General features: G+C 71.3%; 21 protein-coding genes and 2 tRNA genes. 9 read left to right on the top strand and 14 right to left on the bottom strand.

Translation table 11 applies throughout. The annotated features are described in order from the left end of the window. Positions 1 to 227: 227 nt before the first annotated feature. Together AB0H21_RS28370 and AB0H21_RS28365 are read right to left on the bottom strand one after the other, a co-directional pair. Positions 228 to 1,301: a BadF/BadG/BcrA/BcrD ATPase family protein gene (locus tag AB0H21_RS28370; protein ID WP_358522366.1), complete on the bottom strand. Its 1,074-nt coding sequence runs from the start codon at positions 1,299 to 1,301 to the stop codon at positions 228 to 230. A gap of 81 nt (positions 1,302 to 1,382) precedes the next feature. Further along, on the bottom strand, positions 1,383 to 2,948 hold the full coding sequence (locus AB0H21_RS28365) for a family 10 glycosylhydrolase (protein WP_358522363.1): 1,566 nt from the start codon (positions 2,946 to 2,948) through the stop codon (positions 1,383 to 1,385). 337 nt (positions 2,949 to 3,285) lie between these two features. On the opposite strand from AB0H21_RS28365, the gene AB0H21_RS28360 reads away from it, so the two are divergent. Further along, on the top strand, positions 3,286 to 4,800 hold the full coding sequence (locus AB0H21_RS28360; RefSeq protein WP_358522361.1) for a glycoside hydrolase family 3 N-terminal domain-containing protein: 1,515 nt from the start codon (positions 3,286 to 3,288) through the stop codon (positions 4,798 to 4,800). A gap of 86 nt (positions 4,801 to 4,886) precedes the next feature. Beyond that, entirely contained in the window at positions 4,887 to 5,795 is a 909-nt protein-coding gene (locus AB0H21_RS28355) for a MurR/RpiR family transcriptional regulator (protein WP_358522358.1), read from the top strand. 82 nt (positions 5,796 to 5,877) lie between these two features. Here AB0H21_RS28355 and AB0H21_RS28350 read toward each other — a convergent pair whose 3' ends face one another. From AB0H21_RS28350 to AB0H21_RS28325, 6 genes are all read right to left on the bottom strand, one after another. Beyond that, the gene (locus tag AB0H21_RS28350) at positions 5,878 to 6,045 is read right to left on the bottom strand and encodes a DUF4175 domain-containing protein (RefSeq protein ID WP_147268943.1); all 168 of its coding nucleotides are present in this window, start codon (positions 6,043 to 6,045) and stop codon (positions 5,878 to 5,880) included. Between the two features lie 245 nt (positions 6,046 to 6,290). Next, complete coding sequence (locus tag AB0H21_RS28345; RefSeq protein WP_358522355.1) at positions 6,291 to 7,004, bottom strand: hypothetical protein; 714 nt, start codon at positions 7,002 to 7,004, stop codon at positions 6,291 to 6,293. A gap of 241 nt (positions 7,005 to 7,245) precedes the next feature. Next, a complete protein-coding gene (locus tag AB0H21_RS28340; RefSeq protein WP_358522352.1) occupies positions 7,246 to 8,307 on the bottom strand; it encodes a hypothetical protein in 1,062 nt (353 codons plus the stop codon). 311 nt (positions 8,308 to 8,618) lie between these two features. Further along, positions 8,619 to 11,912 carry a DUF87 domain-containing protein gene (locus AB0H21_RS28335; protein ID WP_358522349.1) on the bottom strand — a complete coding sequence of 1,098 codons (3,294 nt, stop codon included), beginning with the start codon at positions 11,910 to 11,912 and terminating at the stop codon, positions 8,619 to 8,621. After that, a complete protein-coding gene (locus AB0H21_RS28330) occupies positions 11,909 to 12,625 on the bottom strand; it encodes a hypothetical protein (protein ID WP_358522346.1) in 717 nt (238 codons plus the stop codon). The genes AB0H21_RS28335 and AB0H21_RS28330 overlap by 4 nt, the downstream gene beginning before the upstream one ends. Next, positions 12,618 to 13,670 (bottom strand): DUF559 domain-containing protein, encoded by a 1,053-nt coding sequence (locus tag AB0H21_RS28325; protein WP_358522343.1) that lies wholly within the window; start codon positions 13,668 to 13,670, stop codon positions 12,618 to 12,620. Before AB0H21_RS28325 ends, AB0H21_RS28330 begins: the two co-directional genes overlap by 8 nt. 505 nt (positions 13,671 to 14,175) lie before the next feature. Here AB0H21_RS28325 and AB0H21_RS28320 point away from each other — a divergent pair. The 3 genes from AB0H21_RS28320 (at position 14,176) to AB0H21_RS28310 (ending at position 15,904) form a co-directional block, all read left to right on the top strand. Then, a complete protein-coding gene (locus tag AB0H21_RS28320; protein WP_358522340.1) occupies positions 14,176 to 14,583 on the top strand; it encodes a nitroreductase family deazaflavin-dependent oxidoreductase in 408 nt (135 codons plus the stop codon). Between the two features lie 166 nt (positions 14,584 to 14,749). Beyond that, positions 14,750 to 15,472, top strand: coding sequence for a rhomboid family intramembrane serine protease (locus AB0H21_RS28315; RefSeq protein WP_358522339.1), 723 nt, complete (start codon positions 14,750 to 14,752; stop codon positions 15,470 to 15,472). 165 nt (positions 15,473 to 15,637) lie between these two features. Then, positions 15,638 to 15,904, top strand: a complete 267-nt coding sequence (locus AB0H21_RS28310) for a DUF4031 domain-containing protein (RefSeq protein ID WP_358522336.1) — start codon at positions 15,638 to 15,640, stop codon at positions 15,902 to 15,904. Between the two features lie 30 nt (positions 15,905 to 15,934). On the opposite strand, the gene AB0H21_RS28305 is transcribed toward AB0H21_RS28310, so the two are convergent. Both AB0H21_RS28305 and AB0H21_RS28300 read right to left on the bottom strand, forming a co-directional pair. Next, complete coding sequence (locus tag AB0H21_RS28305; RefSeq protein ID WP_358522334.1) at positions 15,935 to 16,603, bottom strand: metal-dependent phosphohydrolase; 669 nt, start codon at positions 16,601 to 16,603, stop codon at positions 15,935 to 15,937. Between the two features lie 125 nt (positions 16,604 to 16,728). Next, entirely contained in the window at positions 16,729 to 17,388 is a 660-nt protein-coding gene (locus AB0H21_RS28300) for a hypothetical protein (RefSeq protein WP_358522331.1), read from the bottom strand. Positions 17,389 to 17,602: 214 nt separating this feature from the next. Here AB0H21_RS28300 and AB0H21_RS28295 point away from each other — a divergent pair, with 214 nt between their 5' ends. After that, positions 17,603 to 20,086 (top strand): DUF3516 domain-containing protein, encoded by a 2,484-nt coding sequence (locus AB0H21_RS28295; protein ID WP_358522328.1) that lies wholly within the window; start codon positions 17,603 to 17,605, stop codon positions 20,084 to 20,086. 54 nt (positions 20,087 to 20,140) lie between these two features. Here the strand turns inward: AB0H21_RS28295 and dusB are convergent, their stop codons facing one another. Then, positions 20,141 to 21,253 carry a tRNA dihydrouridine synthase DusB gene (dusB, locus tag AB0H21_RS28290; RefSeq protein WP_358522325.1) on the bottom strand — a complete coding sequence of 371 codons (1,113 nt, stop codon included), beginning with the start codon at positions 21,251 to 21,253 and terminating at the stop codon, positions 20,141 to 20,143. A gap of 217 nt (positions 21,254 to 21,470) precedes the next feature. Here dusB and AB0H21_RS28285 point away from each other — a divergent pair, with 217 nt between their 5' ends. From AB0H21_RS28285 to AB0H21_RS28275, 3 genes are all read left to right on the top strand, one after another. Beyond that, on the top strand, positions 21,471 to 22,127 hold the full coding sequence (locus AB0H21_RS28285; protein ID WP_358522323.1) for an amino acid-binding protein: 657 nt from the start codon (positions 21,471 to 21,473) through the stop codon (positions 22,125 to 22,127). Between the two features lie 70 nt (positions 22,128 to 22,197). Continuing rightward, positions 22,198 to 22,270 (top strand) — tRNA-Gly (locus tag AB0H21_RS28280). Between the two features lie 15 nt (positions 22,271 to 22,285). Beyond that, positions 22,286 to 22,360 (top strand) — tRNA-Val (locus tag AB0H21_RS28275). Here the strand turns inward: AB0H21_RS28275 and AB0H21_RS28270 are convergent. The 3 genes from AB0H21_RS28270 to AB0H21_RS28260 all read right to left on the bottom strand — a co-directional run bounded on the left by AB0H21_RS28270 (position 22,339) and on the right by AB0H21_RS28260 (position 25,200). Beyond that, positions 22,339 to 23,586 (bottom strand): ROK family protein, encoded by a 1,248-nt coding sequence (locus AB0H21_RS28270; protein WP_358522320.1) that lies wholly within the window; start codon positions 23,584 to 23,586, stop codon positions 22,339 to 22,341. The genes AB0H21_RS28275 and AB0H21_RS28270 overlap by 22 nt on opposite strands. Positions 23,587 to 23,686: 100 nt before the next feature. Next, positions 23,687 to 23,893 carry a hypothetical protein gene (locus tag AB0H21_RS28265; protein WP_358522317.1) on the bottom strand — a complete coding sequence of 69 codons (207 nt, stop codon included), beginning with the start codon at positions 23,891 to 23,893 and terminating at the stop codon, positions 23,687 to 23,689. A gap of 260 nt (positions 23,894 to 24,153) precedes the next feature. Beyond that, complete coding sequence (locus AB0H21_RS28260) at positions 24,154 to 25,200, bottom strand: LacI family DNA-binding transcriptional regulator (RefSeq protein ID WP_358522316.1); 1,047 nt, start codon at positions 25,198 to 25,200, stop codon at positions 24,154 to 24,156. Between the last annotated feature and the right edge of the window lie 99 nt (positions 25,201 to 25,299).

The following is a 25,299-nucleotide window of genomic DNA, read 5'->3' as shown; positions in this document are numbered from 1 at the left end:
CGAAGGCGCGGCCATAGGCACAGGGCGCGGCGGTGTTCTGGAGGAGGAGGGAGGAAGGGTGAGGAACGAGCCCTTCCGAGTGACGACGGAAGAACATCGCCTAAGGGGCGCCCCGGACCGCCGTGCCGAAGGCGCGGCCATAGGCACAGGGCGCGGCGGTGTTCTGGAGGAGGAGGGAGGAAGGGTGAGGAACGAGCCCTTCCGAGTGACGACGGAAGAACGCCGCCTCAAGGGTGCCCCGAACCCGCCGAGCGGAGCGAGGCCGTGGACACAGCCAACAGGCGGCGGTGGGCGGCTTCGGCGGCGCCGGGGGCGGGCTCGGGGGCGGCTCTCAGGGCCAGGGCGGCGGCGCCGGCCGCGCCGTCCAGGGACAGGGCGAGCGGGCGTCCGCGCAGCGTGTCCCGGACGCGGTCGGCGACCAGGGTCGGCTGGGTGAGCAGCGACCCGGCGAGGACGACCGGCAGCGCGGGGTCCAGCGGGCCGACGGCGTCGAGGGTGGCGACGAGGCGGCGGGCGGCGTCGTCCAGGATGGTGAGCGCGACGCGGTCGCCCTCCCGGGCGGCGGCCTCCACGACCGGGCTGATGATCCCGAGCCGCGCGGGCTCGTGGTCGTACACGGCCGCGATGTACGCCTCGATCAGCGCCTGCTCCGACCGGGGAGCGGCCGCGGGGGTGCCCTCCAGGGTCGCGAGGACGCGCTCGGTGAGGACGGTGGGGGCTCCGCGCCCGTCGAGGGAGGCCAGGGCGGCCTGGACGGCGCGGCGGCCGATCCACACGCCCGAGCCCTCGTCCCCGAGCAGCCAGCCGTAGCCGTCGCACCGGCGGGCGATGCGCCGGTCCTCCATGCGCGCCGCCACGGCGCCCGTCCCCGAAAGGATCAGGCCGCCGGAGGGCTCGGGCGTCGCCCCGGCGAAGGCGACCACGACGTCGGGGACGACCTCGGGCAGGCCGGGCAGCCCGGCGGCGCGCCACGCCGCGGCGGCCAGCGCGCGCGCCTCCTTGCGGCCGGTCTCGCTGGCCCCCGCGAGCCCGAACACCCCGCCCACCACTCTGCCCGCCACGTCGCCGGCCACATCACCGGCCACATCACCGGCGGTCTCACCGGCCGCGCCGGGACGGACGCCGGCCAGCGCCTCGGCGAGGGCGCGGGCCAGGTTGCCGCCCGGGTCGCGCGCCGAGCGGGGGTTGGCGCCGCCCGCCCGTCCGCGGGAGAGGATCTCGCCGCTCGTGGTGGCGATCAGGCACCGCGTGCTCGTCCCTCCGCCGTCCACGCCGACGACCAACGGCTCAGCCTCGCTCATACGTCTCCCTTGCCCGATCGTGCCCGGAAGTATGGGCAGGCGAAGATCTTCGCCCTCCGCGCCTCACCGGCCGGCGGGCCCCTACTCGGGCTCCCAGGAGACGGGTTCGCTCTGGCGGTTGGCCCGGTCCAGGGCGGTCACGTGGTAGCGGGTGCCGGGCCCCGCCCCGGTGTCGGTGTGGCGGGCGTGGCGGGTCCCCGGCAGCACGGCGATCAGCCGGCCGGGGTCGCCGGGCCCGTCGGTCCGGTACACGGCGTACAGGCGCGGCGCGGGGTGGCCACCGGCGTGGAAGGTGATCTCGGTGCCCGTGTCCGTCGACCGGACGGCCCTGAGGACGGGCGGGGCGGGCGAGGGGCCGTCTGCGAGGCGCGGGAGCAGCGGCGGCAGCGCGGGCTCGGCGTAGTGGTCCTCGCACAGGCGAGTGGTCGAGCCGCGGCGGTCGGCGCGCAGGTCGCCCGCGCTGTAGTAGACGTCGCCGCCGATCAGCGGGTGGTCGCGGTCGAAGGTCAGGTGCCGGGACAGCTCGGCCGGGTCCTGCCAGGCTCCGGTCTCGCCGGGCGCGCAGGCGCGGTAGGCGGCCTGGCCGATCCAGAGCTGGGTGTCCGTGCCGTCCACGACGCGCGCCCACCAGGGGGCGAGCACGGCGTAGTCGGCGGCCCCCGGCCCGATGTGCCAGTAGAGCTGCGGCGTGACGTAGTCGAGCCAGCCCTTCTGCACCCAGCCCCGCGTGTCGGCGTACTGGTCGTCGTAGGACTGCAGGGCGGTGGTGGCGGATCCGCCGGGGTCGGAGGCGCGGTTGCGCCAGACGCCGAAGGGGCTGATGCCCCACATCGCCTCGGGCTTCGCCTCACGCACGCGCTCGGCCGTCTCCTGGACGAGCCGGTCGACGTTGTGCCGCCGCCATGCCGCCCGGTCGGGGAAGCCCTTGCCGTGGCGGGCGTAGGCGGCGGCGTCGCCGAACTCCTGCCCGTCCACGGGATAGGGGTAGAAGTAGTCGTCGAAGTGGACGCCGTCGACGTCGTACCGGACGACCGCGTCCATGATCGCCTCCTGGACGAAGGCGCGCACCTCGGGCAGCCCGGGGTTGTAGTACAGCCCGCCCGCGTAGCGGACCCCCCACGCGGGGTGGCGGCGCAGCGGGTGATCGGCGACGAGCCGCGCCGGGTCCGCCTGGAGGGAGACGCGGTAGGGGTTGAACCACGCGTGGAAGGCCAGCCCGCGCGCGTGGGCGGTCTCGATCATGAACCGCAGCGGGTCGTACCCGGGATCGCGTCCCTGGACGCCGGTGAGGTACTGCGACCAGGGCTCGTGGCGCGAGGGCCAGAACGCGTCGGCGGTGGGCCGCACCTGTACGAACACGGCGTTGAGGCGGCGGGCGGCGGCGAAGTCGAGCCAGGAGGTGAACTCCGCCTTCTGCTGCTCGGCGGTCAGTCCGGGGCGTGAGGGCCAGTTGTCGTTGTCGACGGAGCCGATCCACATGCCGCGCATCTGGCGCGGGGCGGTCAGGACCGGGTTCCGCGCGGTGGCGGCCTTCCCGCGGGTCCCGGCGGGACCGGACGCGCGGCCGCGCGCGTGGGCGAGGGGGATGAGGGCGGCACCGGCGAGGCCGCCGAGGACGGCCCTGCGGCTGATCGGCTTGGAGTTCACGTGTCCTCCCGTGGGATCACCGGCCGGGCCGCGTGACGGCGGACTCCGGGCCGGAGTTGGCGGGGGGTTTCACTTTGCGGGAGCGCTTCGAAGAGAATCGTCATCAGGCCGTGACCTAACCGAGAGCCGATGAAGGAAATCTTCATAGAAGATACGCCAAATGTCGAGTAGTGCCACATCGGTGGCAAAGTTCACACGACGCCCACCGCGTCCAGACCGGAAAGGATCTCCACGCCCGCGACGAACATGCCGATCACGAGGGCCGGCCCGGACGCCGGCCACAGCGCCCCTGACGACCCTGACCGCACGCCACGCCCACCCACCGGAAGCGCCGCCCATGCCGCACCCCACGCGCGAACCGCGCAGCCCCGACCTGGACCGTCTGGCCGCCACCGTGCTCCAGCCCGGTTTCGACGGCACGACCCCGCCGGACTGGCTGCGCGCGCAGCTCGCCGAGGGCCTCGGCGGCGTCGTCCTGTTCGCGCGCAACATCTCCCCGGACACCGCCGGCCTCGTGCGGCGCCTGCGCGCGGAGAACCCCGGGGTCGTCGTGGCCGTGGACGAGGAGGGCGGCATGATCACCCGCCTGGAGGCCGCGTCCGGCAGCTCGTGGCCGGGCAACGCCGCGCTCGGCCTGCTGGACGACCCGGAGCGGACCGAGCGCACCGGCGCGGAGATCGGCCGCATGCTCGCCGCCGTGGGGATCACGCTGAACTACGCCCCCGACGTGGACGTCAACGCCGACCCGGTCAACCCGGTGATCGGCGTGCGGTCGTTCGGCGCGGACCCGGCGCTGGTGGCCCGGCACGCGGCGGCCTGGGTGGCCGGGCACCAGAGCGCGGGGGTGGCGGCCTGCGCCAAGCACTTCCCCGGCCACGGGGACACCGTGACCGACTCCCACCTCGCCCTCCCCGCCGTCCACGCGTCGCGCGACCTGCTGGAGCGGCGCGACCTGCCGCCCTTCCGCGCCGCCGTGGCGGCCGGGGTCCGGGCGATCATGTGCGGCCACCTGCTGGTGCCGTCCCTCGACCCGGACCTGCCCGCGACGCTGAGCCGGCGCGTCCTGACCGGTCTGCTGCGCGAGGAGCTCGGGTTCGAGGGCCTGATGGTGACCGACGCGATCGAGATGCGGGCCGTCGCGGCGCGCATGCCCCAGACGGAGATCGCCGTACGGGCGCTGGCCGCGGGCGCCGACGCCGTCTGCGTGGGCGCGTCCTCCCCTGGCGGCGAGAACGTCGTCGCGCTGCGGGAGGCGATCGTCCGCGCCGTCCACGAGGGGACGCTGGCGGAGTCGCGGCTGGCCGAGGCGGCGGGCCGGGTGCGCGCGCTGGTGGCCTGGCACGAGGCGGCCCGGGCGGACGGCGAGGCGGCCCCCGTGCCGCGCGACCCGGCGTACGGGGTGTCCCGGCTGGGGTTGGAGACGGCGCGGCTCGCCCTGCGCGTCACGGCGAGGGCCGAGGGGGTGGAACGGCCGGTGCTGACCCGGCCGCCGCGGGTGATCGAGATGACGGCCCGCCCCCACCTCGCGGCCGGAGGCGCTCCCCCGTACGGACCGGCGGAGGCGCTGGCGGCGCTGCTGCCCGGCACGACCCGCGAGACGCTGACGCCCGAACGGCACGACCTCCCCGTCCTGGACGGCCCGAGCCGGGCGCCGCTGGTGGTCGTGACCCGCGACGCGCACCGGCACGCGTGGATGCGGGACGACCTGCGGCGGATCGTCCGCCGCCGCCCGGACGCGATCGTCATCGAGATGGGCCTGCCCGGCTCCCCCGCGGGCGCGCTCTACCTGGCGACCAGCGGCGACTCGCGGGTCACCGCGCTGGCCGCCGCCGAGTGGCTCACGTCACGGTGAATCATCGGCAGGGCCGCTTGAGGACGATGGAGCGGTCCTAGTAAGACCAGGATTAAGTAATGTGTCGGTAACAGAAAAGGACCCCCATGATCGACCCGCAACGCTCGACCCCGGAAAACCTGGTCGCCCGGGTGCGGGCCGTGCTCCCCTCCCTCACCCCGTCCGCCCAGATCATCGCCCGGCTCATCCTCGACGACCCGGCGACCGTCGCCCGCAGCACCATCACCGAGCTGAGCGCCGCGTCGGCGACCAGCGAGGCGACGATCGTGCGCACCGCGCGGGCCCTCGGCTTCTCCGGGTACGCCCAGCTCCGGCTCGCGCTCGCCGCCGCCGCGGCCACCAACCGCCAGGGGCCTGACCGGCTCGTGCCCGGCGACCTCGCCCCCGACGACCCGCTGTCCGACGTGATCGCCAAGGTGACCCGCGCCGAGGCGCAGGCGCTGGAGGACACGGCCGCACAGCTCTCCCCCGACCTGCTGGGCGAGGTCGTCACGGCCATCACCACGGCGCGGCGGATCGACGTCTACGGGGTCGCCGCCTCCGGGCTGGTCTCCCAGGACATGGCGCAGAAGCTGCTGCGCATCGGCCTGTCGGCGCACGCGTTCACCGACGCGCACCTGGCGCTGACCAGCGCCGTCCTGCTGAGGCCCGGCGACGTCGCGGTCGGGGTGAGCACGACGGGCGAGACGCCCGACGTGGTGGAGCCGTTGCGGCGCGCGGGCAAGGCGGGGGCGACCACCGTCGCGATCACCAACAACCCGCGGTCCTCGCTCGCCGAGGTGTGCGGGCACGTCCTGATCTCCGCGGGCCGTGAGACGGCCTTCCGCCCGGGCGCGCTGGCCAGCAGGATCAGCCAGTTGCTGATCGTCGACTACGTCTTCGTCGGGGTGGCGCAGCGGACGTCGGAGGTGTCCAACGAGGCCCTGCGCGCGACCCGCGACGCCCTGGACCACTTCGTGTCGGACTCGCGGCAGCGGGGCCGTAAGGCCTGGTAGGCCCCTCAGGCCCCGCGCCGGCGGAGGCGGTCGTCCAGGAAGTCGTCCAGGACCGGTCCGAGGCCGACGCGGCCCGCGGGGGTCACCCGGCGTCGCGCGAGCGGAGGATCTTGGTCAGGGCCATGACGGCGAGGGCGACCACGCCGATGATCAGTGCCCACTTGACGAGCCCGGCGATGAGGCCGAGCACGCTACCGAGGAGGAAGAAGCCGACGATCACTGCGGCGGCGATAAGAAGAATGCGTCCCATGGCATTCACGCTAGGCCGCCGGGACCTCCGGCGATACGGGCGCGGGCCGACTTCAGGGAGGAGTCAGGGTCGGCCCTGAGGCCGCGCCGGGGGTGTCCCCCGCCGGGAACCCCGCCAGGCCGCCGGGAGCCCTGCCGGGCGTACCGCGGGCACTCCGCCGGGGACCATTCGCGGGAATGCCTTCGGGAACGCCGGCGGGCCGGCCCCTCGCGCAGGGGCCGGCCCGCCTTTCGTGACCCGGGTTCCTAGAGGACCGCGCAGCCGATCCGCACCGGAACCCTGGCCGACCAGCGGCCGGAGACCACGTCGTACGCCTGGGCGTAGCCGTTGGCGGGACGGCCGGGGCCCGAACAGTCGAAGACGCCGGTCTTCTTGCCGAAGCTGCCGCCCACGAACCCACCGTGCGCGGCGGCGGTGACGGTCCCGGTCCAGAACGTGCGGCCGGTGTTGTAGCGCAGGTAGAGCTTGACCTGGCCGAAGTTGTAGTGGTCGCCGCTCAGCTTGAGCCGCGGGATGTCGTCCACCGAGGTCGTGGTCGAGGTGCCGTCGCCGTTGTCGCGCGGCGGGACGGTGTACCGGTTGATCCACAGGCGGGCGGAGACCTTACGGTCGGCGGCGGCGGCGTTGTCGGCGCGGGCCTGGGAGCGGATGGCCGGGGTGACGCAGACATCGTCGCCGCTGAACGCCTCGCGCCACACGTAGCCCTGGACGCAGGTGTGCGGGCCGAAGTCGCCGGAGGTCCACCGGCTCGCGGCGGCGGCGTTGTCGTTGCGGGTCTGGGTGCGGACGGCGGAGGTGACGCAGACGTGGTCGGAGGGCCGGGCCTCGCGCCACACGTAGCCCTGGACGCAGGTGTCGGGGCCGAAGTCGCCGGTGGCGGCGGAGGCGGAGGTCGCGGGGGCGGTGACGGCCAGACCGGCGATGGAGGCGGCGGCGAGACCGAGCAGGGTGCGCTTCATCTTTCTTCTCCTGAGGGTGAGTGCTTCCCGGTCCGGTCGGTGCCGCCGGGGGCCTTGCACGCTCAGTTAACGGGGGGCCGCCTGCACGCTCATTGACATCCGCTTGACCCCGCCGCCGCAAGGCGCCTGCAAGTCGTTCAAGCGCCTCGCGGCGGGCCGCGGGCCGTCCGGCCGGTGCGGGTGCGGACACGGGGGTGTGGACGGGCGGGCCCAGAAGGCTCGAGCTCGAGCGGGGGACGGCTCAGACGGGGACGGCGAAGAGGGCTCTGCGGCCCTTGAACTCGGTGACGCTCCAGAGCTGGTTCTTCTCGGTCCAGCAGGTGAGGTCCTCCGGTCCTACCGGGAACTTCCTCACCTGGGCGGTCTGCCCGTCCGGCACGACCAGCAGCGAGCCGTTCGCCGTGGAGGACGCCGCCTGGCTGAGGTACCACTTCCCCCTGTACGACAGTGCCCCCTGGATCTTCGCCGCCGGCAGCGTCAGGGCATCCGCGGCCGCCGCCGTCCCGTCCGGGCCGGCGACCGGCGTGCCGTCCGCGGCGAGCGGCCAGCGCGCCACCCGCCCCACCACGCCCGGATCCTCGGCCGGGTCGACGTACTCGCCGGAGACCAGCGTGTGCGGGGTCGTGCTGCGGTCGACGGCGGCGAAGGAGAACCGGGCCGTGGCGGTGGCCGCCCACGCGTCCACCTGCGGCATCACGTACCGGTACCCGAACGCGTGGTACCCGCCGTTCCGCTTGCCGATCTTGTCGTCGTCGCCCTTGACCTCGAAGACGCGCCGTGTGTCGAAGACGCGCATGCCGCGCGAGGTGTCCGCCACGTAGATCAGATCGCCGTACCAGGCCACGCCGCCCGCGTGGATGTTGATCGCGGCGTACGAGCCGTCCGCCTTCGGCTCGACCAGCAGGACGTGCCGGTACTTGCGGGTCGCCGGGCTGAGGAACGACAGACGCACCCCGCGCTCGGTGGACGCGCCCTCCGGCTTCCAGTACCAGCTCACCACCAGCGCCTGGACGTCCTTGCGGCCCGCCTCGGAGGACGAGGCGACACCCTGGGGATACCAGTCGGCGGTCTGGTCGTCGCCCTCCTCGAAGCAGTACCAGTCGGCCGGCTTGGGGTTCATGGAGCCGAACGCGGACGTGCTCCCCTTGCGCACGGCCGTCCGGTTGGCGTCGGCGAGCACGGTCTTCAGGTCGCGGGCGGGCAGGGCCTTGGCGAGCGTCTCGACGGCCTTCGGGAGGTCGCGGGTGTTCCGCCGGAGCCGGAACGGCCCTGGGTCCGTGGCGGTCATGCGGCTCGCTGCCATGCGGCGCTCCCGTCTCGCGTTCGGAGCGAGGGAGTACGCCGCCGCGGCGCCGGGCCGCGCCTACCCCGCTCGGCCGGTGATCGATCTCGACAGTCTGCCGCAGGAGCGGAATATCCGCACACGTAATGACCTATCCGGCACTGAGGACCGCCACCGCCTCGCGCCGGCCCCGAGGGTCGCCGCTCATGCGTCGCGGGCGTCTGCTGCAACGTGCCGAGCAGGCGCCCGCTCCGCAACCGTATGGGTATGCGCTTAACGTGAGACGTGCCGCGCGGTCATGAGTGGTACCCGCCAGGAAGGAGGCGGGGGCGTCAGGCGTCGGGCTCCTCCAGGGACCTCCTCGCGCGCTCGATCACCTCGTCCCCGGTGAGCGCGCTCTTCGGATGGTGGCTCAGGCACAGGGAGGTGCGGACCTTGCGGAACCCGCCGCCCTCCAGGGCCGCGTAGAACTCGCCGGTGCCGAGATGCCCCACGTCCGCGACGGCGCCGCCCTTGGCCCGGGCCAGTTCCGTCGCCGCCGTGATCTGCACGGGCGCGTTCAGCAGACCGAAGAACTGCGTGGCGGCGTTCCCCGGGATCCGGTTGTGCAGGCCCTTCGGCGCCTGCGTCGCGAACACCAGGCCCAGTCCGTACTTGCGCGCCTGCGACGCCAGCGCCAGCGTGCTGTGCGTGCAGGCCGTCATCGCCCCGGACGGCGCGAACGTCTGCGCCTCGTCCATGACGAACAGGCCGCCCAGGGGACGGTTCCCGGCCGGGTTGCGCTTGATCCACGAGAACAGCGCCATCTGGAGCTGGTTGACGAACCCCTGCCGCAGGCCGTCCGAGGGCAGCCCCGCCAGGTTGACGACCGAGACGCGCGCCCGCTTGCCCTTCGCCGGCGTCAGCAGCACCCCCGGGTCCACCGGAGTCCCGGTGCCGCCGAACAGAGGGTCGATGACCATCGCGGCCGTGAGGTTCTCGGCGATGTCCGCCGCCAGCTTCTCGGCGTTCTTCAGCTCGCTGACGCCCTCCGGCAGCGCCGCCATGACCTCGATCAGGCCCTTCAGGCTCGTCGGCCCCCGGCGCGCGTAGTACACGAGGGCCTCCCGGAGCACGGCCAGGCCCTGGTGCACCTTCGCGGCGCCGCCGACCAGCTTGGCGCGCGGGGCCAGGGACTCGACGGCGCTGTCCACGGCCTCGCCGAACTCGTCCGGGTCGTCCACGACGCCGCTGAAGTCGGGCAGCGGCTTGAAGGTCAGCGGGCGTCCGGCGTCGCGGCGCGGTGTCCAGACCACGACGTCGGTGTTCTCCAGGTACTCCTTGGCCTTGGCCGCGTCCCCGGGACCCCACTGCGGCGGATCCTCGGGCCACGCGTCGCCCAGGCGGGCCAGGTCGTTGTTGGGGTCGAGGACGATCGACGAGACCCCGTTCAGCGCGCACTCCTCGATCAGCCGCCGGATCAGCACGGTCTTCCCGGACCCGGACCCGGCGAAGATCACGGTGTGCTTGCGCAGCGCCTCCAGCTCGATTTCGACCGGCGCGCCCTCGACGAACGTGGTCCCCAACGTCACCACGGAACCGACCGCAGAACCGGTCACAGGATCGGCGACAGAATCGGCCACGGAGCCGGCCACGGCTGCCGAGTGCAGCGCGCCCACGCCTTCCAGGGCCGTGGCGCCCCCGGGGCCGAGCCCTCCCTTAGGTGGGCGAACCGCACCCTTTCCACCCTGGCCGCCCCCTCCGTCCCTACCGTCCGCTTCGCCCGAGTCCCCGGTCGCGGCGTCGTCCCGCCGTGCGTCCGGAACGCTCCAGACCTCGGCGAGCGCCTCGGTGAACAGCTTGACGTCGTCGGCGGGCTTGCGAGCCAATAGCCAGGCGGGCAGATCCGGCGCGTTCTCGACGAACATGTCCCGCAGCGCGGCGAGGGTCTTCAGATCCTCCTCGTCCACCGGAAGCGTCCGCCCCCCGGCCCGCTCGAACTCCGCGACCGCCTCCTGAGTACGCGGCCCGCCCGACCAGTCGCCGTTACGCAAGATGAACAGCCGCCTCGCCGGGGACCCGCTCATTAACCCCGCTGCCACGGACGCCGTCCGCAGACGGTTGAGCGAGGCGAGGGCGTTCCGCGATGAAATCGCACGAAACGCCCAGTGCGCCTCTTCCTCGGACTCCTCGTTCAGGGTGCGCCGAAGCCGCGCGTGCAAAGGCGGCTTCGCACTCGGCGGCGCATCCTGACTGAACTCCCGCCCAGCAGCCCCCTGCCCAGCGATCCAGGCGGCCAGCCCAGCGGACAGCAACGCGGGCATGACCGTGTCCTCGGACTCGAACTCAAGAGCCGAGCCGACGACAGCCAGGCTCTTCAGTTCGGCGAACCTCTTGTCCATGGCTATAAGGCCCGGTGGGTCGATCACTAGATCGGGCATCGGATCACCGAGGTCGATCGGATCCACGAGATGCCCTAACTCGCGGACCTCATCAGCAACCAGACACGCCCGGACATGATGGTCGATCTTTATCAGAAGCTGCCGAGCAGTGAAGTCGGGAGCATCCTCGAATGCTGACGGCTTGACCGGCCATGTCGGGTAAGGGGGATGGAACCCGATGGCTTTGAAGCGATTCCCCAGGCGCTTTTCGACCAGCTCACGCCCGATCTTGGCGCTTGGAATGGACTGGAGGTGACTCACCTCTCTAAACCGGTCGCGGAATGAGTCGATTGCGACATTCTTGATCAGAGCCCAGGTGGTCGGCAGACAGGACAGTACCGTCAGGGTGCGACTTGTGTACTCGCGCAGCGACATAAGGCCGCCGGCGATGTGGTCGATCGCGAGGGCTTCGCGCCGGTCGACTTGCATTCCCGCCTTGGCTGCGGACATGGACGACCGCAACAGCATGGAATCTATTTGGTCGACGGCGATCACCGACGGGCCGGTCATCGCCAGCAGCCTCGATACGTCCCTGACGATCTCCTGAGGGGACTTCGTCGACTTCTGTATGCCCCAAGCGGCCCGCTCTCCCGGCTCCTCCTCAGGCTGACAGGCCAGGTAGGAGCTGCCGATGTCCTGGCCATGAAAGTTGTCCGAAGCGAGCAGCACCAGCGCGCGCAACGTGTCCCGGGTTTCCCGGCCGATCCGATCGTCGTAGCGGCGCAGCGCGTCCACGAATCCGTCCAGCGACGCCTTGGTCAAAGGCGAATGCCCGATCAGTTGCAGCCGCTCGAGCCGCGGTACCCCGACCAGAGAGGAAAGCTTCCTGAGAGCCGTCCTGAGTTGGCTGTCGGCATCGACGTCCCGCGCCAGGCTGTCCAGCATCGATACCAAAACGCTGTCCCAGAAGTCACGGGCATCCAACAGGCCTACGAGAAAGAAGTAACCACCCTCGTTCTGGACTCTTTCCCGCACCCACCCGACCAAGTGTGTCTTGCCGGACCCGCGCTGGCCCTCGATCACCACCCCGATCGGGCTCGACGCGACGCTGTCACTCGCCTCCGTCACCCCATCAATGAGCGCCTGAGCGGTGGCGCGGTGCAGGCCGTCGATGTGGAATTCCGATGGACGCCACACATCGTCGGGAGCCACTGCATAGTTGAAGCGCAGGGCCTGAAGAGCACGTCGCTCGTCGCTGTTCATCATGCTCCGATCCGGAGAATGTGCTTGTCCTGGTCGCCGATGTTCACCGCCGCGTCGTGGTCCTGCGCGGTGAGTTCTTTCTTGTTGGACTCCGGAGCGAGAATGACGTCCTCGGAGCGGTTCATCAGCCTCAGCGCTTCATCGAACTCTGCCCTGGGCACATCACTGAGGCTCGATCGAATCGCGGCGATACCGACCCAAGCGCCGGGCTCTTTGGCAAGTTCTTTATACGCGACCCGAATGCGGACCTCTAGATCTGACACTTCGGACGGGCTGGTCGTCGTGACAAGCGGTACATCTGAGGACTCCGGCTTGACCTCTGACGCCGCATCCGGAGAAGTCACCTCAGCCATCGGCGCGGCCGACGGACCGAAAATGTCCAGGAGCTTGTAGCCATTCCGTTCCATGACGCTTTGAAGCCCGCCGGCCAAGCCTTCCAAGATCACCTTGGGAGATGCCTTTAGCTGCAGACTTTGGAACCCGTGGGCGATCTCGTCGCGCATTCGAGCCCAACCTGCGTCGGTGAGCACATGGGCATAACTACGTCCTTGCTTCCAGCTGTCGACCAGGCCCAACTTGTTCAGACGCGCACGCTCAGGATTGACAAGCGTCAGGCCATAGAGCTTCTCCAGTTCGGAGTTGGAGACCTCTCTGGCCTCGCGCATCAGCGCAACCATGCGAGCCAGCTCCGGCTGCGACAGTTTTTCGTCAGACACGTTGTCTTCCTTCCAGGGTTTCGTTCCGGCGGCTGCGGAGGAATTGCTCCAACTGGCCGACGACGTTCTCCACGTCCGTCAGGACTTGGGCGTTCGTGAACCGTAGGACCGCGTAGCCGTCCAGTTGTAGCTGAACGTCGCGCTGGCGGTCGGCGGCGAAGTGGTCGGGTTTGAGGTGATCGTCGCCGTCGATTTCGACGGCGCAGCGTTCGGCGCGCCACAGGAGGTCGACCACGATCGGGTTGGTGAGCGGGTGGGATTGGTAGGTCTGGTTCCAGGCGCGGCCTCGGGCCCAGAGGTGAGAGGAGAGCGCCTTTTCCAGTACCTTCTCCGCCTTGCTCGCCGGGTGCGGCTTTCCGATCACGGGCGGGTAGGCGATGGCACGTTCCACTGGACGTCCGGGCGGATGCGGGGACCGGCGCGGCGGTACCCGCACGTCGTGTCCGGGGAAGCGGAGCGTTACCGGTTCGACGTGGTCGGCGGATGTGGTCAGGGCACCCGCCAGCCAGACGCCGAACCCGCCCCGGCCGGCCAGCCATTCGCATGCCGCGACGAGCACGTCCTCCTCGGACGCGGACAGCGCCTCGGGCACCCTCACCAGGATCGCCGCCCGGGTGCGGCCGAAACCAGAGGCGAGCACCCGGGCGAGCCCCGCCGCGCGGACTTCGGGGGCGAACCTGGACGCGACAGGCGCTCCGCGTAGGGCCGATTCGGCGAGGTCCGCGAGGAACGGTCCGAAATGGCGGCTGGTGGACGCGGCGCGCAGTGCGAGGGTGCGTACGGCGATGACCGACGCGCCGCCCGGCCCTTCGATTCCCTCGGCGCCCGGAAGCCACGCGGGGAACAACTCGACGGCGGCGGCTTCGAGTTCGCGCAGCGCTGCGGCCACCGCTTCCGCCACGGATTTGGCGGCCGAGGGCGTGTAGGTGAGAACGGCCGGGGCGGCCTCGGGGAGCGGTTCGACGGTGAGCGTGCTCACCGCGGCGTCCGCCCGTAGTAGGCGTACGACGCGCCCCACCGGCAACTCCGCCCACGAATGTGCCACGCCGTATCCTTCTGCGCATCGGTCACTTGAGATTGCGCACTTTATACGTGGGCGATACTGGCGCGCACTCCTTTGCCCGAGACCCGACTATTTGCCCTGTTTTAAGCGGCCGACATGGCTAATGCCACCCCCGCGCGAACACGCCCGAGCCGTTGCCCGAAACCGGGATTCTGTCCCCGGAGAAACGAGCGGCCCGGGCTCGGCGCCGAACCGAGTCCGGGCCGTAACCGGCACGAACGGTCAGGCGACCGTGCAGGCGGAGCCGTTCAGCGTGTAGTCGGCAGGGGAGGCGTCGCGGCGTTCCAGGCACCCCGGAATAGTGTGGGGGCGCTCCCAAGCACGAGCGACCCTGGGTCGTGCCCCGCCCGCCCGGACCAGAAGTGTCCACCCTGCAGGTAAGGTTCCGCCCCCGGTGCGGGTTCACCCAGGGCATGATCCGATACTGGATGAGCCAGGATATCTGGGGTAGGCCATCCGCGTACACGTCGATCCGGAGGGTAGTCGGATGCTTTACGGAAAAGAGCACGTAGATAGATATCGCGCGACGGACGGCAAAGAGGGACACGACTGGAACGGCACGACCATCCTGCTGCTGACGACCACCGGGCGGACCAGCGGCCGCAAGTACACGACGCCGCTCATCTACCAGAAGCACGGGGACGACTACGTGATCGTCGCGTCCAAGGGCGGCGACCCCCAGTCTCCCGACTGGTACCGCAACCTGGAGGCCGATCCCAACGTCGAGGTGCAGGTCCTGGGCGACCGGTTTGCCGCCCGCGCCCGTACCGCCTCGCCGGAGGAGAAGCCCGAGCTGTGGCGGCTGATGAACGCCACCTGGCCGCAGTACGACGAATACCAGGCCAAGACCGACCGCGAGATCCCCGTCGTGGTCCTCGAACGCGCCGCGGGCTGAGGCGCGCTCCGCGCCCGGAGGAAAGAGGGGCCACCGATCGTGTACGGGATACGCGACCGGTGGCCCTTCCGGCGCGGTATTTGCGAAAATACCGTGACGGACCGGTCGGGCGTAGCCCGGCCCGTCCTGCCAGAGGTTCCGGCGCGTGCACGAGTCAGGAGACAGGATGGGCACCGATTCCCGGACGGCCGAGATCATGATCGCCGAGGCCAGGAAGGCCTTCTGGGTCATGGTGGGGTTCCTGGCCCTGATCTGGGTGGTCCAGATCGCGAACTGGGCCTTGGGCTACTCCCTGAGCCAGTCGTTCGGCATCGCGGCCCGTGATCCCGCGCGGCTGCCGGACATCGTCACGGCGCCGTTCCTGCACTGGAACTGGATGCACATCGAGGGCAACTCGGGCCCGCTGTTCGTCTTCGGCTTCCTCGCCGCCTACCGCGGCGTCGGCAAGTTCCTCGGGGTCACCGCGCTGATCGCGGCGGTGAGCGGCCTCGGCGTGTGGTTCGTGGCCGGCCCGGGCAGCGTCACGGCGGGCGCCAGCGGCGTGGTGTTCGGCTACTTCGGCTACGTCCTGGTGAAGGGCCTCTTCGACCGGCACACCATCGACATCGTCGTCGGCCTGGTGATGGCGCTCTGCTTCGCGTACCAGTTCACCGGGCTGCTGCCCTCCGACGAGTTCAGCTGGCAGGGGCACCTGTTCGGCTTCATCGGCGGCATCGTCGGCGGCTGGGTGTTCCGCGACCGCCGCCGCGCGCCGTCGCCCGCGACCGCGCCCGTCCCCGGCGCCGCCCGTCCGGTGAACGGCCCCGTCCCCAGGCCCCTGGACCGGCCCGCTCCCACGGACCCCTCCCGCGCCGCCCTGCTCAAGGAACTCGACGACATGGGCCTGTGAACGGTCTCCATCAACTAGGAAGGCCGCCGCGGGACTCGACGCGCGGGCGTCCTATCCGTGAGCCGGCTCCACCCCTCCCCGGGGACGCCACCGTGCCGCGCCTTGGCGGGGGCGTCCGCATGTGGCCGTCGCCCAGCGGCCGAGTAGTCGGTATCGTCCCTGTATGTGACCCTCCTCATCGACCCGCCGAACTGGGCGGGCCCCCGCGGCCTGTACTGGTCACACCTGGTCAGTGACCACTCGCTGGACGAGCTGCACGACTTCGCGGCCCTGCTCGGCTCGCCCCGCCGGGCGTTCGACCGTGACCACTACGACGTCCCGGAGACGGTGTACCTGCGGGCGATCGAGCTGGGCGCCGAGGCTGTGTCCTCGCAGACGCTGGTCAAGCGCCTGATCGCGGCGGGGCTCCGGCGCCGCCGCCTCCGTCCCTGACACGGGGACGGCCGCCGGTCCCGGGAGCGGTCAGCGTCCGGAGGGCTGCGCGGTGAGGGCCGCCAGCTCCGTGCGGACGTTCCGGCGCGCCGCCGACTCCCACAGATCGCGCGCGGGCTCGGTGCGGTACAGCACCGGCATGGCGAGCAGGTTCTCGAGGACACGCGCCCGGCCGGCCCGGAACGCGTCGTCGGGCACGTGCCGGTACTCCTCGCGCACCGCGCGGGCGTACGCGTCGTAACCGGGACCGGCGAGCACGGCGAGATCGGCGTCGCACAGGACCTCACCGTCACGGTCCCCGGGAGCCGGATCGTGCCCGGCGGTCAACCGCACGAGCCGCACCACCGTGCCTATCGAGCCGGCTCCACCCGCTCGGGCGTGGGCGCTCTTCTGCCCACGCCAGATCATGGGGGAAAGGCGGGACAGGCGCGAGTGGGCCAGTTGAGCGCTGCGTTCCTCGTCCCAGCCGGGGCGGCCGTCGTACACCGCGTCGTGGAACCAGGCGGCCAGGCGTACGGCCGCCGGGTCGCGGGCGAGGAAGGCGAGCGGCTCGATGGCGGCGAGCACCGCGCGCAGGTGGTCCAGGGTGTGGTACCTGCGGTGGGGTTCGGACCACCGGGCGATCAGCTCGGCGCCGACGGCCCCGGCCGCCGGCAAGTCGCCCGCGAGGTCCCGCCACGCGGCGGCCAGATCACGCATGCCCCAATCGTGCCACCACCCGGCCCTGCCGCCCCACCCCTGGGCCGGCCGCGCCCGGCCCGGTCCCGTCACCGATGCGGCCGGACCGCCTGTCTCCGCCGGACCGGCCGGTTCTCCGCCGGGGATCAGTCGGCGATGTAGGAGATCGAGCGGACCTCGTAGCCGCGGGTCTTGCTCCCCTTCATGTGCAGGAACATGGCGCCGCCCTCGTAGGAGTACGCGCACGCCTGGCCGCCGGTCTCGGCCTGGCAGCCCTGGTACATGTAGCCGACGCCGCCGAACTTGACCTTGAACAGCGTCTTCACCGCGCCGGTGGACCCGACCTCCAGGCCGCGGTTCCTGTCCCCGGCCTTCCACGCCGCGAAGAAGTACTTGGCCGCCTTGTCCACCGAGGTGATGTGGCGGGACTCGTACACCTTCGCGACCTTGTTCCCCGAGACGATCATGAGGATGCCGTTGAGCCCGCCCGGCACGCGCACGCTGGTGTGGACGAACCGGCAGGCGTTCTTGACGCACCCGGCCGACTTGTCCGGTGCCCGGTAGGCGTAGGCGAACAGCGTCTTCACCGCGGCGGGGCTCGCCACGGCGGCGGCCGCGGCGCTGTCGTCCTGGAGCCACGCGCGGAAGAGCTTGCCGGCGACGCTCGCCGGCGTGGGCGCGGAAACACCCGCCGAAACGCCCGCCGAAACGCCGACGGCCACCGCCGCCGTGCCCGCCTCGGCCCGCATCGGCAGCGACAGCAGCGCAGCCGCCGCCAGGACCACGGCGGCCTTCGATCCACGCATGAGAAATCCTCCCCTTGTCCGGGACCCGGCCGGGCCCCGGCAGGAGGACGCCGGAGCCGTGGGCGCGGTTCACCGGTTCACCGGACCGTTTTCGATCACGGTTTCGGGCGCACGAGCCTGGGCCGGGGGGCCGCGCCGCCTGAGATCGCCGGTCTGAGCGCGCCGAGGGCGAAAGGTGGATGGACCACGTCGCTGCTTTCGGCAGTATTGAGGGGTGACCCTCCTCCAGCACCTTCCCCAGGACACCGGCCCCGACGCTCTGTTCGAGGCGTTCGCCGAGTGGAACGCCGACCGCGGGCTGACGCTCTACCCCGCGCAGGAGGAAGCGCTCATCGAGGTCGTCTCGGGCAACAACGTGATCCTGGCCACGCCGACCGGCTCGGGCAAGAGCCTGGTCGCGGCCGGCGCGCACTTCGCGGCGATCGCCACCGGCAGGCGCACGTTCTACACCGCGCCCATCAAGGCCCTGGTCTCGGAGAAGTTCTTCGACCTGGTCGCGCTGTTCGGCACCGAGAACGTCGGCATGATGACCGGCGACGCCTCGGTCAACGCCTCCGCGCCCATCATCTGCTGCACGGCCGAGATCCTCGCCAACATCGCCCTGCGCGACGGCACCGAGGCCGACATCGGCCAGGTCGTCATGGACGAGTTCCACTTCTACGCCGAACCCGACCGCGGCTGGGCGTGGCAGGTGCCGCTGCTGGAGCTGCCGCAGGCGCAGTTCGTCCTGATGTCGGCCACGCTGGGCGACGTGACGCGGTTCGAGAAGGACCTGACGCGGCGCACCGGCCTGGACACCGCGGTGGTGCGCTCGGCGACGCGGCCCGTCCCGCTGTACTACAGCTACCGCACCACTCCCCTGCACGAGACGCTGGAGGAGCTGCTGTCCAGCCAGTCGGCACCGGTGTACGTCGTCCACTTCACGCAGGCGGCGGCGATGGAGCGGGCTCAGGCGCTGATGAGCGTCAACATGTCGTCCAAGTCCGAGAAGGAGGCGATCGCCTCGCTGATCGGCAACTTCCGGTTCACGACGCGGTTCGGCCGCGCGCTGTCCCGGCTGGTCCGGCACGGCATCGGCGTCCACCACGCCGGCATGCTGCCGAAGTACCGGCGCCTGGTCGAGCGGCTGGCCCAGGCCGGGCTGCTGAAGGTCATCTGCGGCACCGACACCCTCGGGGTCGGCGTCAACGTGCCGATCCGCACGGTGCTGTTCACGGCGCTCAGCAAGTACGACGGCAACCGCGTCCGCCTGCTGCGGGCCCGCGAGTTCCACCAGATCGCCGGCCGGGCCGGGCGGGCCGGCTTCGACACGCTCGGGTACGTCGTCTGCCAGGCCCCCGACCACGTCGTCGAGAACGAGAAGGCGCTGGCCAAGGCCGGGGACGACCCGAAGAAGCGGCGCAGGGTCGTGCGCAAGAAGGCCCCCGAGGGGTTCGTGAACTGGAGCGAGGAGACGTTCGAGCGCCTGCAGAAGGCCGAGCCCGAGCCGCTGAACTCCCGGTTCAAGGTCAGCAACGCCATGCTGCTGGCCGTCATCAACCGGCCGGGCGACTGCTTCGCGGCGATGAAGCGCCTGCTGACCGACAACCACGAGGAGCGCAAGGCCCAGCGGCGGCACATCAGCCACGCGATCGCGATCTACCGCTCGCTGCTGGCCGGCGGCGTGGTCGAGAAGCTGCGCGAGCCGGACGAGCACGGCCGCATGGCCCGGCTGACCGTCGACCTGCAGGAGGACTTCGCGCTCAACCAGGCGCTGTCGACGTTCGCGCTCGCCGCGTTCGAGCTGCTGGACTCCGCCTCGACGACCTACGCCCTCGACATCGTCTCGATCGTCGAGTCGACGCTGGACGACCCGCGCCAGATCCTGCACTCTCAGCTCAACAAGGCGCGCGGCGAGGCCGTGGCCCAGATGAAGGCCGACGGCGTCGAGTACGAGGAGCGCATGGAGCTGCTCACCGACGTCACCTACTCCATGCCGCTGGAAGACCTGCTGTTCGGCGCGTACGAGACCTACCGGCGCGGGCATCCCTGGGTGGGTGACCACGCGGTCAGCCCCAAGTCGGTCGTCCGCGACATGTACGAGCGGGCGATGACCTTCGCCGAGTACGTCCAGTTCTACGAGCTGGCGCGGTCGGAGGGCACGGTGCTGCGCTACCTCGCCGACGCCTACCGCACGCTGAGCCGCACGGTGCCCGACCACATGAAGACCGAGGACCTCCAGGACCTGATCGAGTGGCTCGGCGAGCTGGTGCACCAGGTCGACTCCAGCCTGCTGGACGAATGGGAGCAGTTGCAGAACCCGTCGGAGGAGCTGGAGCGTCCTGGCCTGGAGGAGAACACCCGGCCGGTCACCGGCAACCGGCGGGCCTTCCGCGTGCTGGTGCGCAACGCCATGTTCCGCATGGTCGAGCTGGCCGCGCTGGAGAAGTACGACGAGCTGCGCGAGCTGGCCGACATCGACTGGGAGTCAGCGCTGGACGCCTACTACGAGGAGCACGACGAGATCCGCACCGGTCCGGACGCGCGCGGCCCGGCGCTGCTGCAGATCGAGGAGGAGAAGGAGCTCTGGCGGGTCCGGCAGGTCCTGCACGACCCGGCGGACGACCACGACTGGGGCATCAGCGCCCAGGTCGACCTGGCGGCCTCGGACGAGGAGGGCCGCGCGGTCGTGCACGTCATCGGCGTGGACCGCCTCTGACAGACCGCCTCTGACGGAACCCTCTGACGGAACCCCTCTGACCGGCGCCGGGGCTCAGCCGCCGGAGGTGTCCAGCTCTGCGTCCGGGGAGATCTCGGCGTCGCCGGGGTCGTCGAGCCAGCCGTCCGGCAGGTGGACCCGGTCCCGGGAGCTCGACTTCCCGCGCGGGCCGTCCGCCGCCTCCCCCGGCCAGGGCAGCCCGGCGGGCAGGCGGGCCAGGTGGTCGCGCAGCTCGTCCAGGGAGCCCGCGGTGGCGAGGTCGCGGCGCAGGCCGGCGCCGACCTCGAACCCCTTGAGGTACCAGCCGACGTGCTTACGGAAGTCCAGGACGCCGTGGGTCTCGCTGCCGAAGCACTCCACGAGCAGCTCGGCGTGGCGCGCCATCGTCGCGCCGACCTCGCCCAGGGCCGGCCGGGCCCGCTCGGGACGGCCCTGGAAGGCGTTGTCCAGGTCGCGGAAGAGCCAGGGGCGGCCGAGGCAGCCGCGTCCGACGACCACGCCGTCGCAGCCCGTCGTCCGGGTCATGCGGATCGCGTCCTCGGCGCTCCAGACGTCGCCGTTGCCGAGCACGGGGATCTCCGGGACGGCGTCCTTGAGGCGGGCGATCGCGTCCCAGTCGGCCGTGCCGCCGTAGTGCTGCACGGCGGTGCGGCCGTGCAGGGCGACGGCGCTCAGGCCCTCCTGGACGGCGATCCTGCCCGCGTCGAGGTAGGTCAGGTGGTCGTCGTCGATGCCCTTGCGCATCTTCATGGTCACCGGCAGCGTCCCGGCGTTCGCGACCGCGGCGCGCAGGATGCGCCGCAGCAGGCCGCGCTTGTACGGCAGGGCGGACCCGCCGCCGCGGCGGGTGACCTTGGGCACGGGGCAGCCGAAGTTGAGGTCGACGTGGTCGGCCAGGCCCTCCTCGGCGACGATCCTGACGGCCCTGCCCACGGTCTCGGGGTCGACGCCGTAGAGCTGGACGCTGCGCGGGGTCTCGCCCGGCTGGAAGCGGATCATCGCGAGGGTCTTGGGGTTGCGCTCGGCCAGGCCCCGCGTCGTGATCATCTCGGACACGTACAGGCCGCCGCCCTGCTCGCGGCACAGCGCGCGGAACGCCGTGTTGGTGACACCCGCCATGGGCGCGAGCACCACGGGCGGCCAGACCTCGATCGACCCAATCTTCACCCGCTCATTTGTACCCCACGCCAGGAACGGGCGGATCAGCGTCGATCGGCCGCCGTCTCACCACCCGTACTTTCCCAGGTGAACCCATGTTTCCCCGCATCTTTGGACCGGCGCCGGCGCGGACCGTTAGATTGGGACGAGGGACGATCTCCGGGCCGCCGCCCGGGGACGCCACGGTGCTCGTAGGATGCTCGCACGCGACGGACGGAGGGCGTGGATGCTGCTGAGGCTGCGTATCTCACTGCCTGACCGCCCGGGGTCCCTGGGCCAGGTGACGCGCGTGCTCGGCGTCGCGGGAGCCGACATCATCCAGCTCGTCGTGCTCGAACGCGGCGAGGGCCGGGCCGTGGACGACCTCACGGTGTACTGGCCGGACACCGCGCCGCGCGACACGCTCGTGCAGGGGCTGGAGACGGTTCCCGGGGTGGTCGTCGAAGGGGTGTGGGCCACGCGGGAGGCGCCGGGCACCTACCCCGAGCTGGAGATCCTCAAGTACATCACCACGGCGGGCGACCGCGCGCTGGCGACGTTGATCGACTCCATGCCGGTGCTGTTCAGTGCCGACTGGGCCGCCGCCGCGACCGAGCGGCAGCCGCGCAGCATCGTCCACTCGAGCTGGCGCGCCCCGACCGACGTGCCGTTCCCGTCGATCACGCCGACCCGCCCGGAGGCGCACACGCTGCCCTCGGGGCTGCACATCATCGCGGCCCCCCTGCCGCCGCTCGCGCTCACGTTCCTGCTGGCCAGGGCCGAGGGGCCGCCGTTCCACCGCATCGAGATCCACCGGCTGACCCGCATCCTGGAGATCTTCCTGACGCTCCCGGCCGTCGAGCGCATGGTCGCCCGCACCTTCCGCGGATCGCCCGCCGGTTAGGCACAGGCGGCGAAAACCCGCTAGAGTCTCCGTGTCGTCACCACGGGCGCGGGTCTCCCGAGGTGGGCATGCGGACGTGGCTCAGCTGGTAGAGCATCACCTTGCCAAGGTGAGGGTCGCGGGTTCGAATCCCGTCGTCCGCTCTGATTCCTCATCGAGGGCGATTAGCTCAGTGGGAGAGCGCTACCTTGACACGGTAGAGGCCACTGGTTCAATCCCAGTATCGCCCACCATCTGACGCGAAAGGCCGGTCCCTTCTGGTGACCGGCCTTTCGCGTGCGTGGGCCGCCGGGGCGGCGGCGAAGAATTCCTCCAGAACGAGCGTGGCCGCGCCCAGGGCGACCGCGTCGGGCCCCAGGCGGCCGAGGACGATCGATGTGGCGGCGTACGGCTGGGGCAGGGAGTTCTCGGCGGCGGCGCGGCGGATGGCGGGCAGCAGCCGCTCGCCGAGCAGCAGGCCGACCCAGCCTCCGACGACGATGCGCCCGGGGTTGATGAGGTTGACCAGGTTGCCGAGCCCGACGCCGAGGTAGTCGATCGTCTCCTCCACCACGGGCGAGTCGGAGGCCAGCAGGCGGGTCAGTTCCTCGTGCCGGTCCGCGGTCTGGGTGGAGACGCCGGCCCGTTCGAGGATGGCCTCGGCCCCGATGTAAGCCTCCAGGCAGCCGCGCCCGCCGCACCGGCAGGGCCGACCCCCCGCGACGATCTTGGTGTGGCCCCACTCGCCGGCGCTGCTGCTGACCCCGTGGAAGGTGGCGCCGCCGGTGACGACGGCCGCGCCGACCCCGGAGCCGATGAGCACGATGACGGCGTCGCCGGCGTCCCGCCCGGAGCCGAACCACAGCTCGGCCTGGCCCATCGCATTGGTGCCGTTGCCGACGTGCAGCGGGGGCAGCGGGAGCGCAGACCCCGCGCGCAGCAGCGCACCGAGGGGCACGCCCTCCCAGCCGAAGGTCTTGGCGTGGATCACGACGTCCTCGCCGCGCTCGACGATGCCGGGGACGCCCACGCCGACGCCGAGGACCTGCGCGGACGGCACCCCCGCGTCGGAGAGGACGACCTCGATGCCCGCGATGATGTGGCGGGCGACCAGCTCGGGGTCGTGGCGGGCAGGCCGCAGGGCGTACTCGACCTTGGCGCGCTCGTTCATGCCGAGGTCGAACAGCTCGACGCGGACGTGCGTCTCGGCGACGTCGACGCCGATGGCGTAGCCGTAGAGCGAGTCGACACGCAGCAGGACGCGCGGGCGCCCGCCGTCGGACTCGACCTGGCCGGCCTCGGTGATGATGCCCTCGCCGAGCAGGTCGCCGGTCATGGTGCTGACGGTGGCGGCGCTCAGGCCGGTGAGCCGGGTGAGGTCGTTTCTGCTGGTGGGCCCGGCGAAGTAGAGGGTGCGCAGCAGCATGGAGCGGTTGCCTCTGCGGACATCCCGCACCGTCCTGCGCTCGGGCCTCGCCATGATCTGACCTCCCCGGAGTTCTGCGGCCATGTTAGTTCAGAGATTGAAACCGCCCGCGCGCCCGAGGCCGCGAAACGGCGCGCCGCCGGGCCTTCGCACGTCACCAAAGCGTTTCCGGGAGATTCTGGGTTTGTTCGTAGCTCAAATCAGAACGGGTGTGGCCGCTGATCGTGCTCAACGACCCCGAGCTGCGCTGCCGCCGGCCCTGCAGCAGCTCGCGAGCACCGGGTCCGGGCGGGATTACCACGTCATGGCCGGGGCGGCGCCGGCGGTGATCCCGGTGATCGTCGTTCTGACGATCTTCCACCGGCGGATCATGGAGGGGATCGCGTCCACGGGCCTGAAGAGCCGGTCCCCTGCCGATCGCGGGCTCGCGGGCTCGCGGGCGAGCCGTACCGGGCCAGGTGTGCGGTACGGCCCGCCGCGCGTATCCGCTCGCTTCCGGCTTGATCTTAGAAGGAGCGGTAACGAGGGCGGCACGACGCGCGGGCGCGGGCGAGTGAGGCTTTTCTATGAATATTGAACTAAGCATTGACGCCACCAGTAGGCCAGTTGGCCGGAACGCGGTCACGCTCCCCGGCCGATGGTGCTCTCGCGGATCACGAGACGGTGGTCGACGTAGATCTCCCGGGCGGCCCCCTGGACGACGCCCGACATCCGCTCCGCGAGAAGTTCGACGGCCTGGCGGCTGATCTGCTGCTTGTCCGGGGAGATGGTGGTCAGGGTGGGCGTGCCGTAGCGTCCGTCCTCGATGTCGTCGAACCCGGCGAGGGCGACCTGGGGCGGCACGTCGTAGCCGCGTTCCAGGAGCGTGCGGAGCGCGCCGAGGGCGAGCAGGTCGCTGAAGCAGAAGACGGCGTCCGGAGGATCGGCGGCGTCCAGGAGGCGGGCCATCGCCCTGGCGCCGTCCGCGCGGTGGTAGGCGGCGACAGGAGCGACGAGGCTCTCGTCGACGGGGAGGCCGGCCTCCTCCAGGGCTTGGCGGTATCCGGCCAGGCGCAGCCGCGCCGTCTCACCGGCGGCCTCGTCCTGCGCACCGATCGCGGCGATCCGGCGACGGCCGAGGGCGGCCAGATGCATGGTCGCCTCCTTGGCCGCGGTGACGTTGTCGACGACGACGTGGTCGGCGGGGCCGTTGTGGATGCGCTCACCCAGCAGGACCATCGGGGTGTCGTCGGTGCGCGCGCTGAGGTCGTCTGCGGTCAGCGCGAGAGGGCTCAAGATGAGACCGTCGATCAGATGGTCCCTGATGCCCTTGGCGACCTGCTGCTCGCGGTCCCTGTTCCCGCCGGTCTGGTCGATGAGCACGGTCAGCCCGCGTTCCCCGGCTGCGGCGACCACCAGCCGGGCGAGCTCGGCGAAGTAGGGGATGTCCAGCTCGGGCACGGCCAGTGCGATGATCCCTGAACGGCCCTGGCGAAGGTTTCGCGCGGACACGTTCGGCCGGTAGTTGAGCTCCTTGATGACCTGCTCGACCCGCGCACGCGTCTTCGGCGTGACGTGAATGTAGCCGTTGACGACGTTCGACACCGTCTTCACCGAGACACCGGCCAGCCGGGCCACGTCCTTCATCCCGACCCGGCGGCGATCGTCCGGGTCCGGCGCCGACGGCATCGATCGTGTGGGTTCCCCCATGCCTGGCCTCTCGCTCCATGTGGATGTAGATGAGTGTAGGACCTCTTTACAACGTTATATACAACGATGTATATCTCG

The sequence above is a fragment of the Sphaerisporangium sp. NPDC051011 genome (assembly GCF_040653595.1).
Taxonomy (GTDB): Bacteria; Actinomycetota; Actinomycetes; order Streptosporangiales; family Streptosporangiaceae; genus Sphaerisporangium.
The sequence above is the reverse complement of the archived record's forward strand: the minus strand, read 5'-3'. Positions and strand labels throughout refer to the sequence as shown.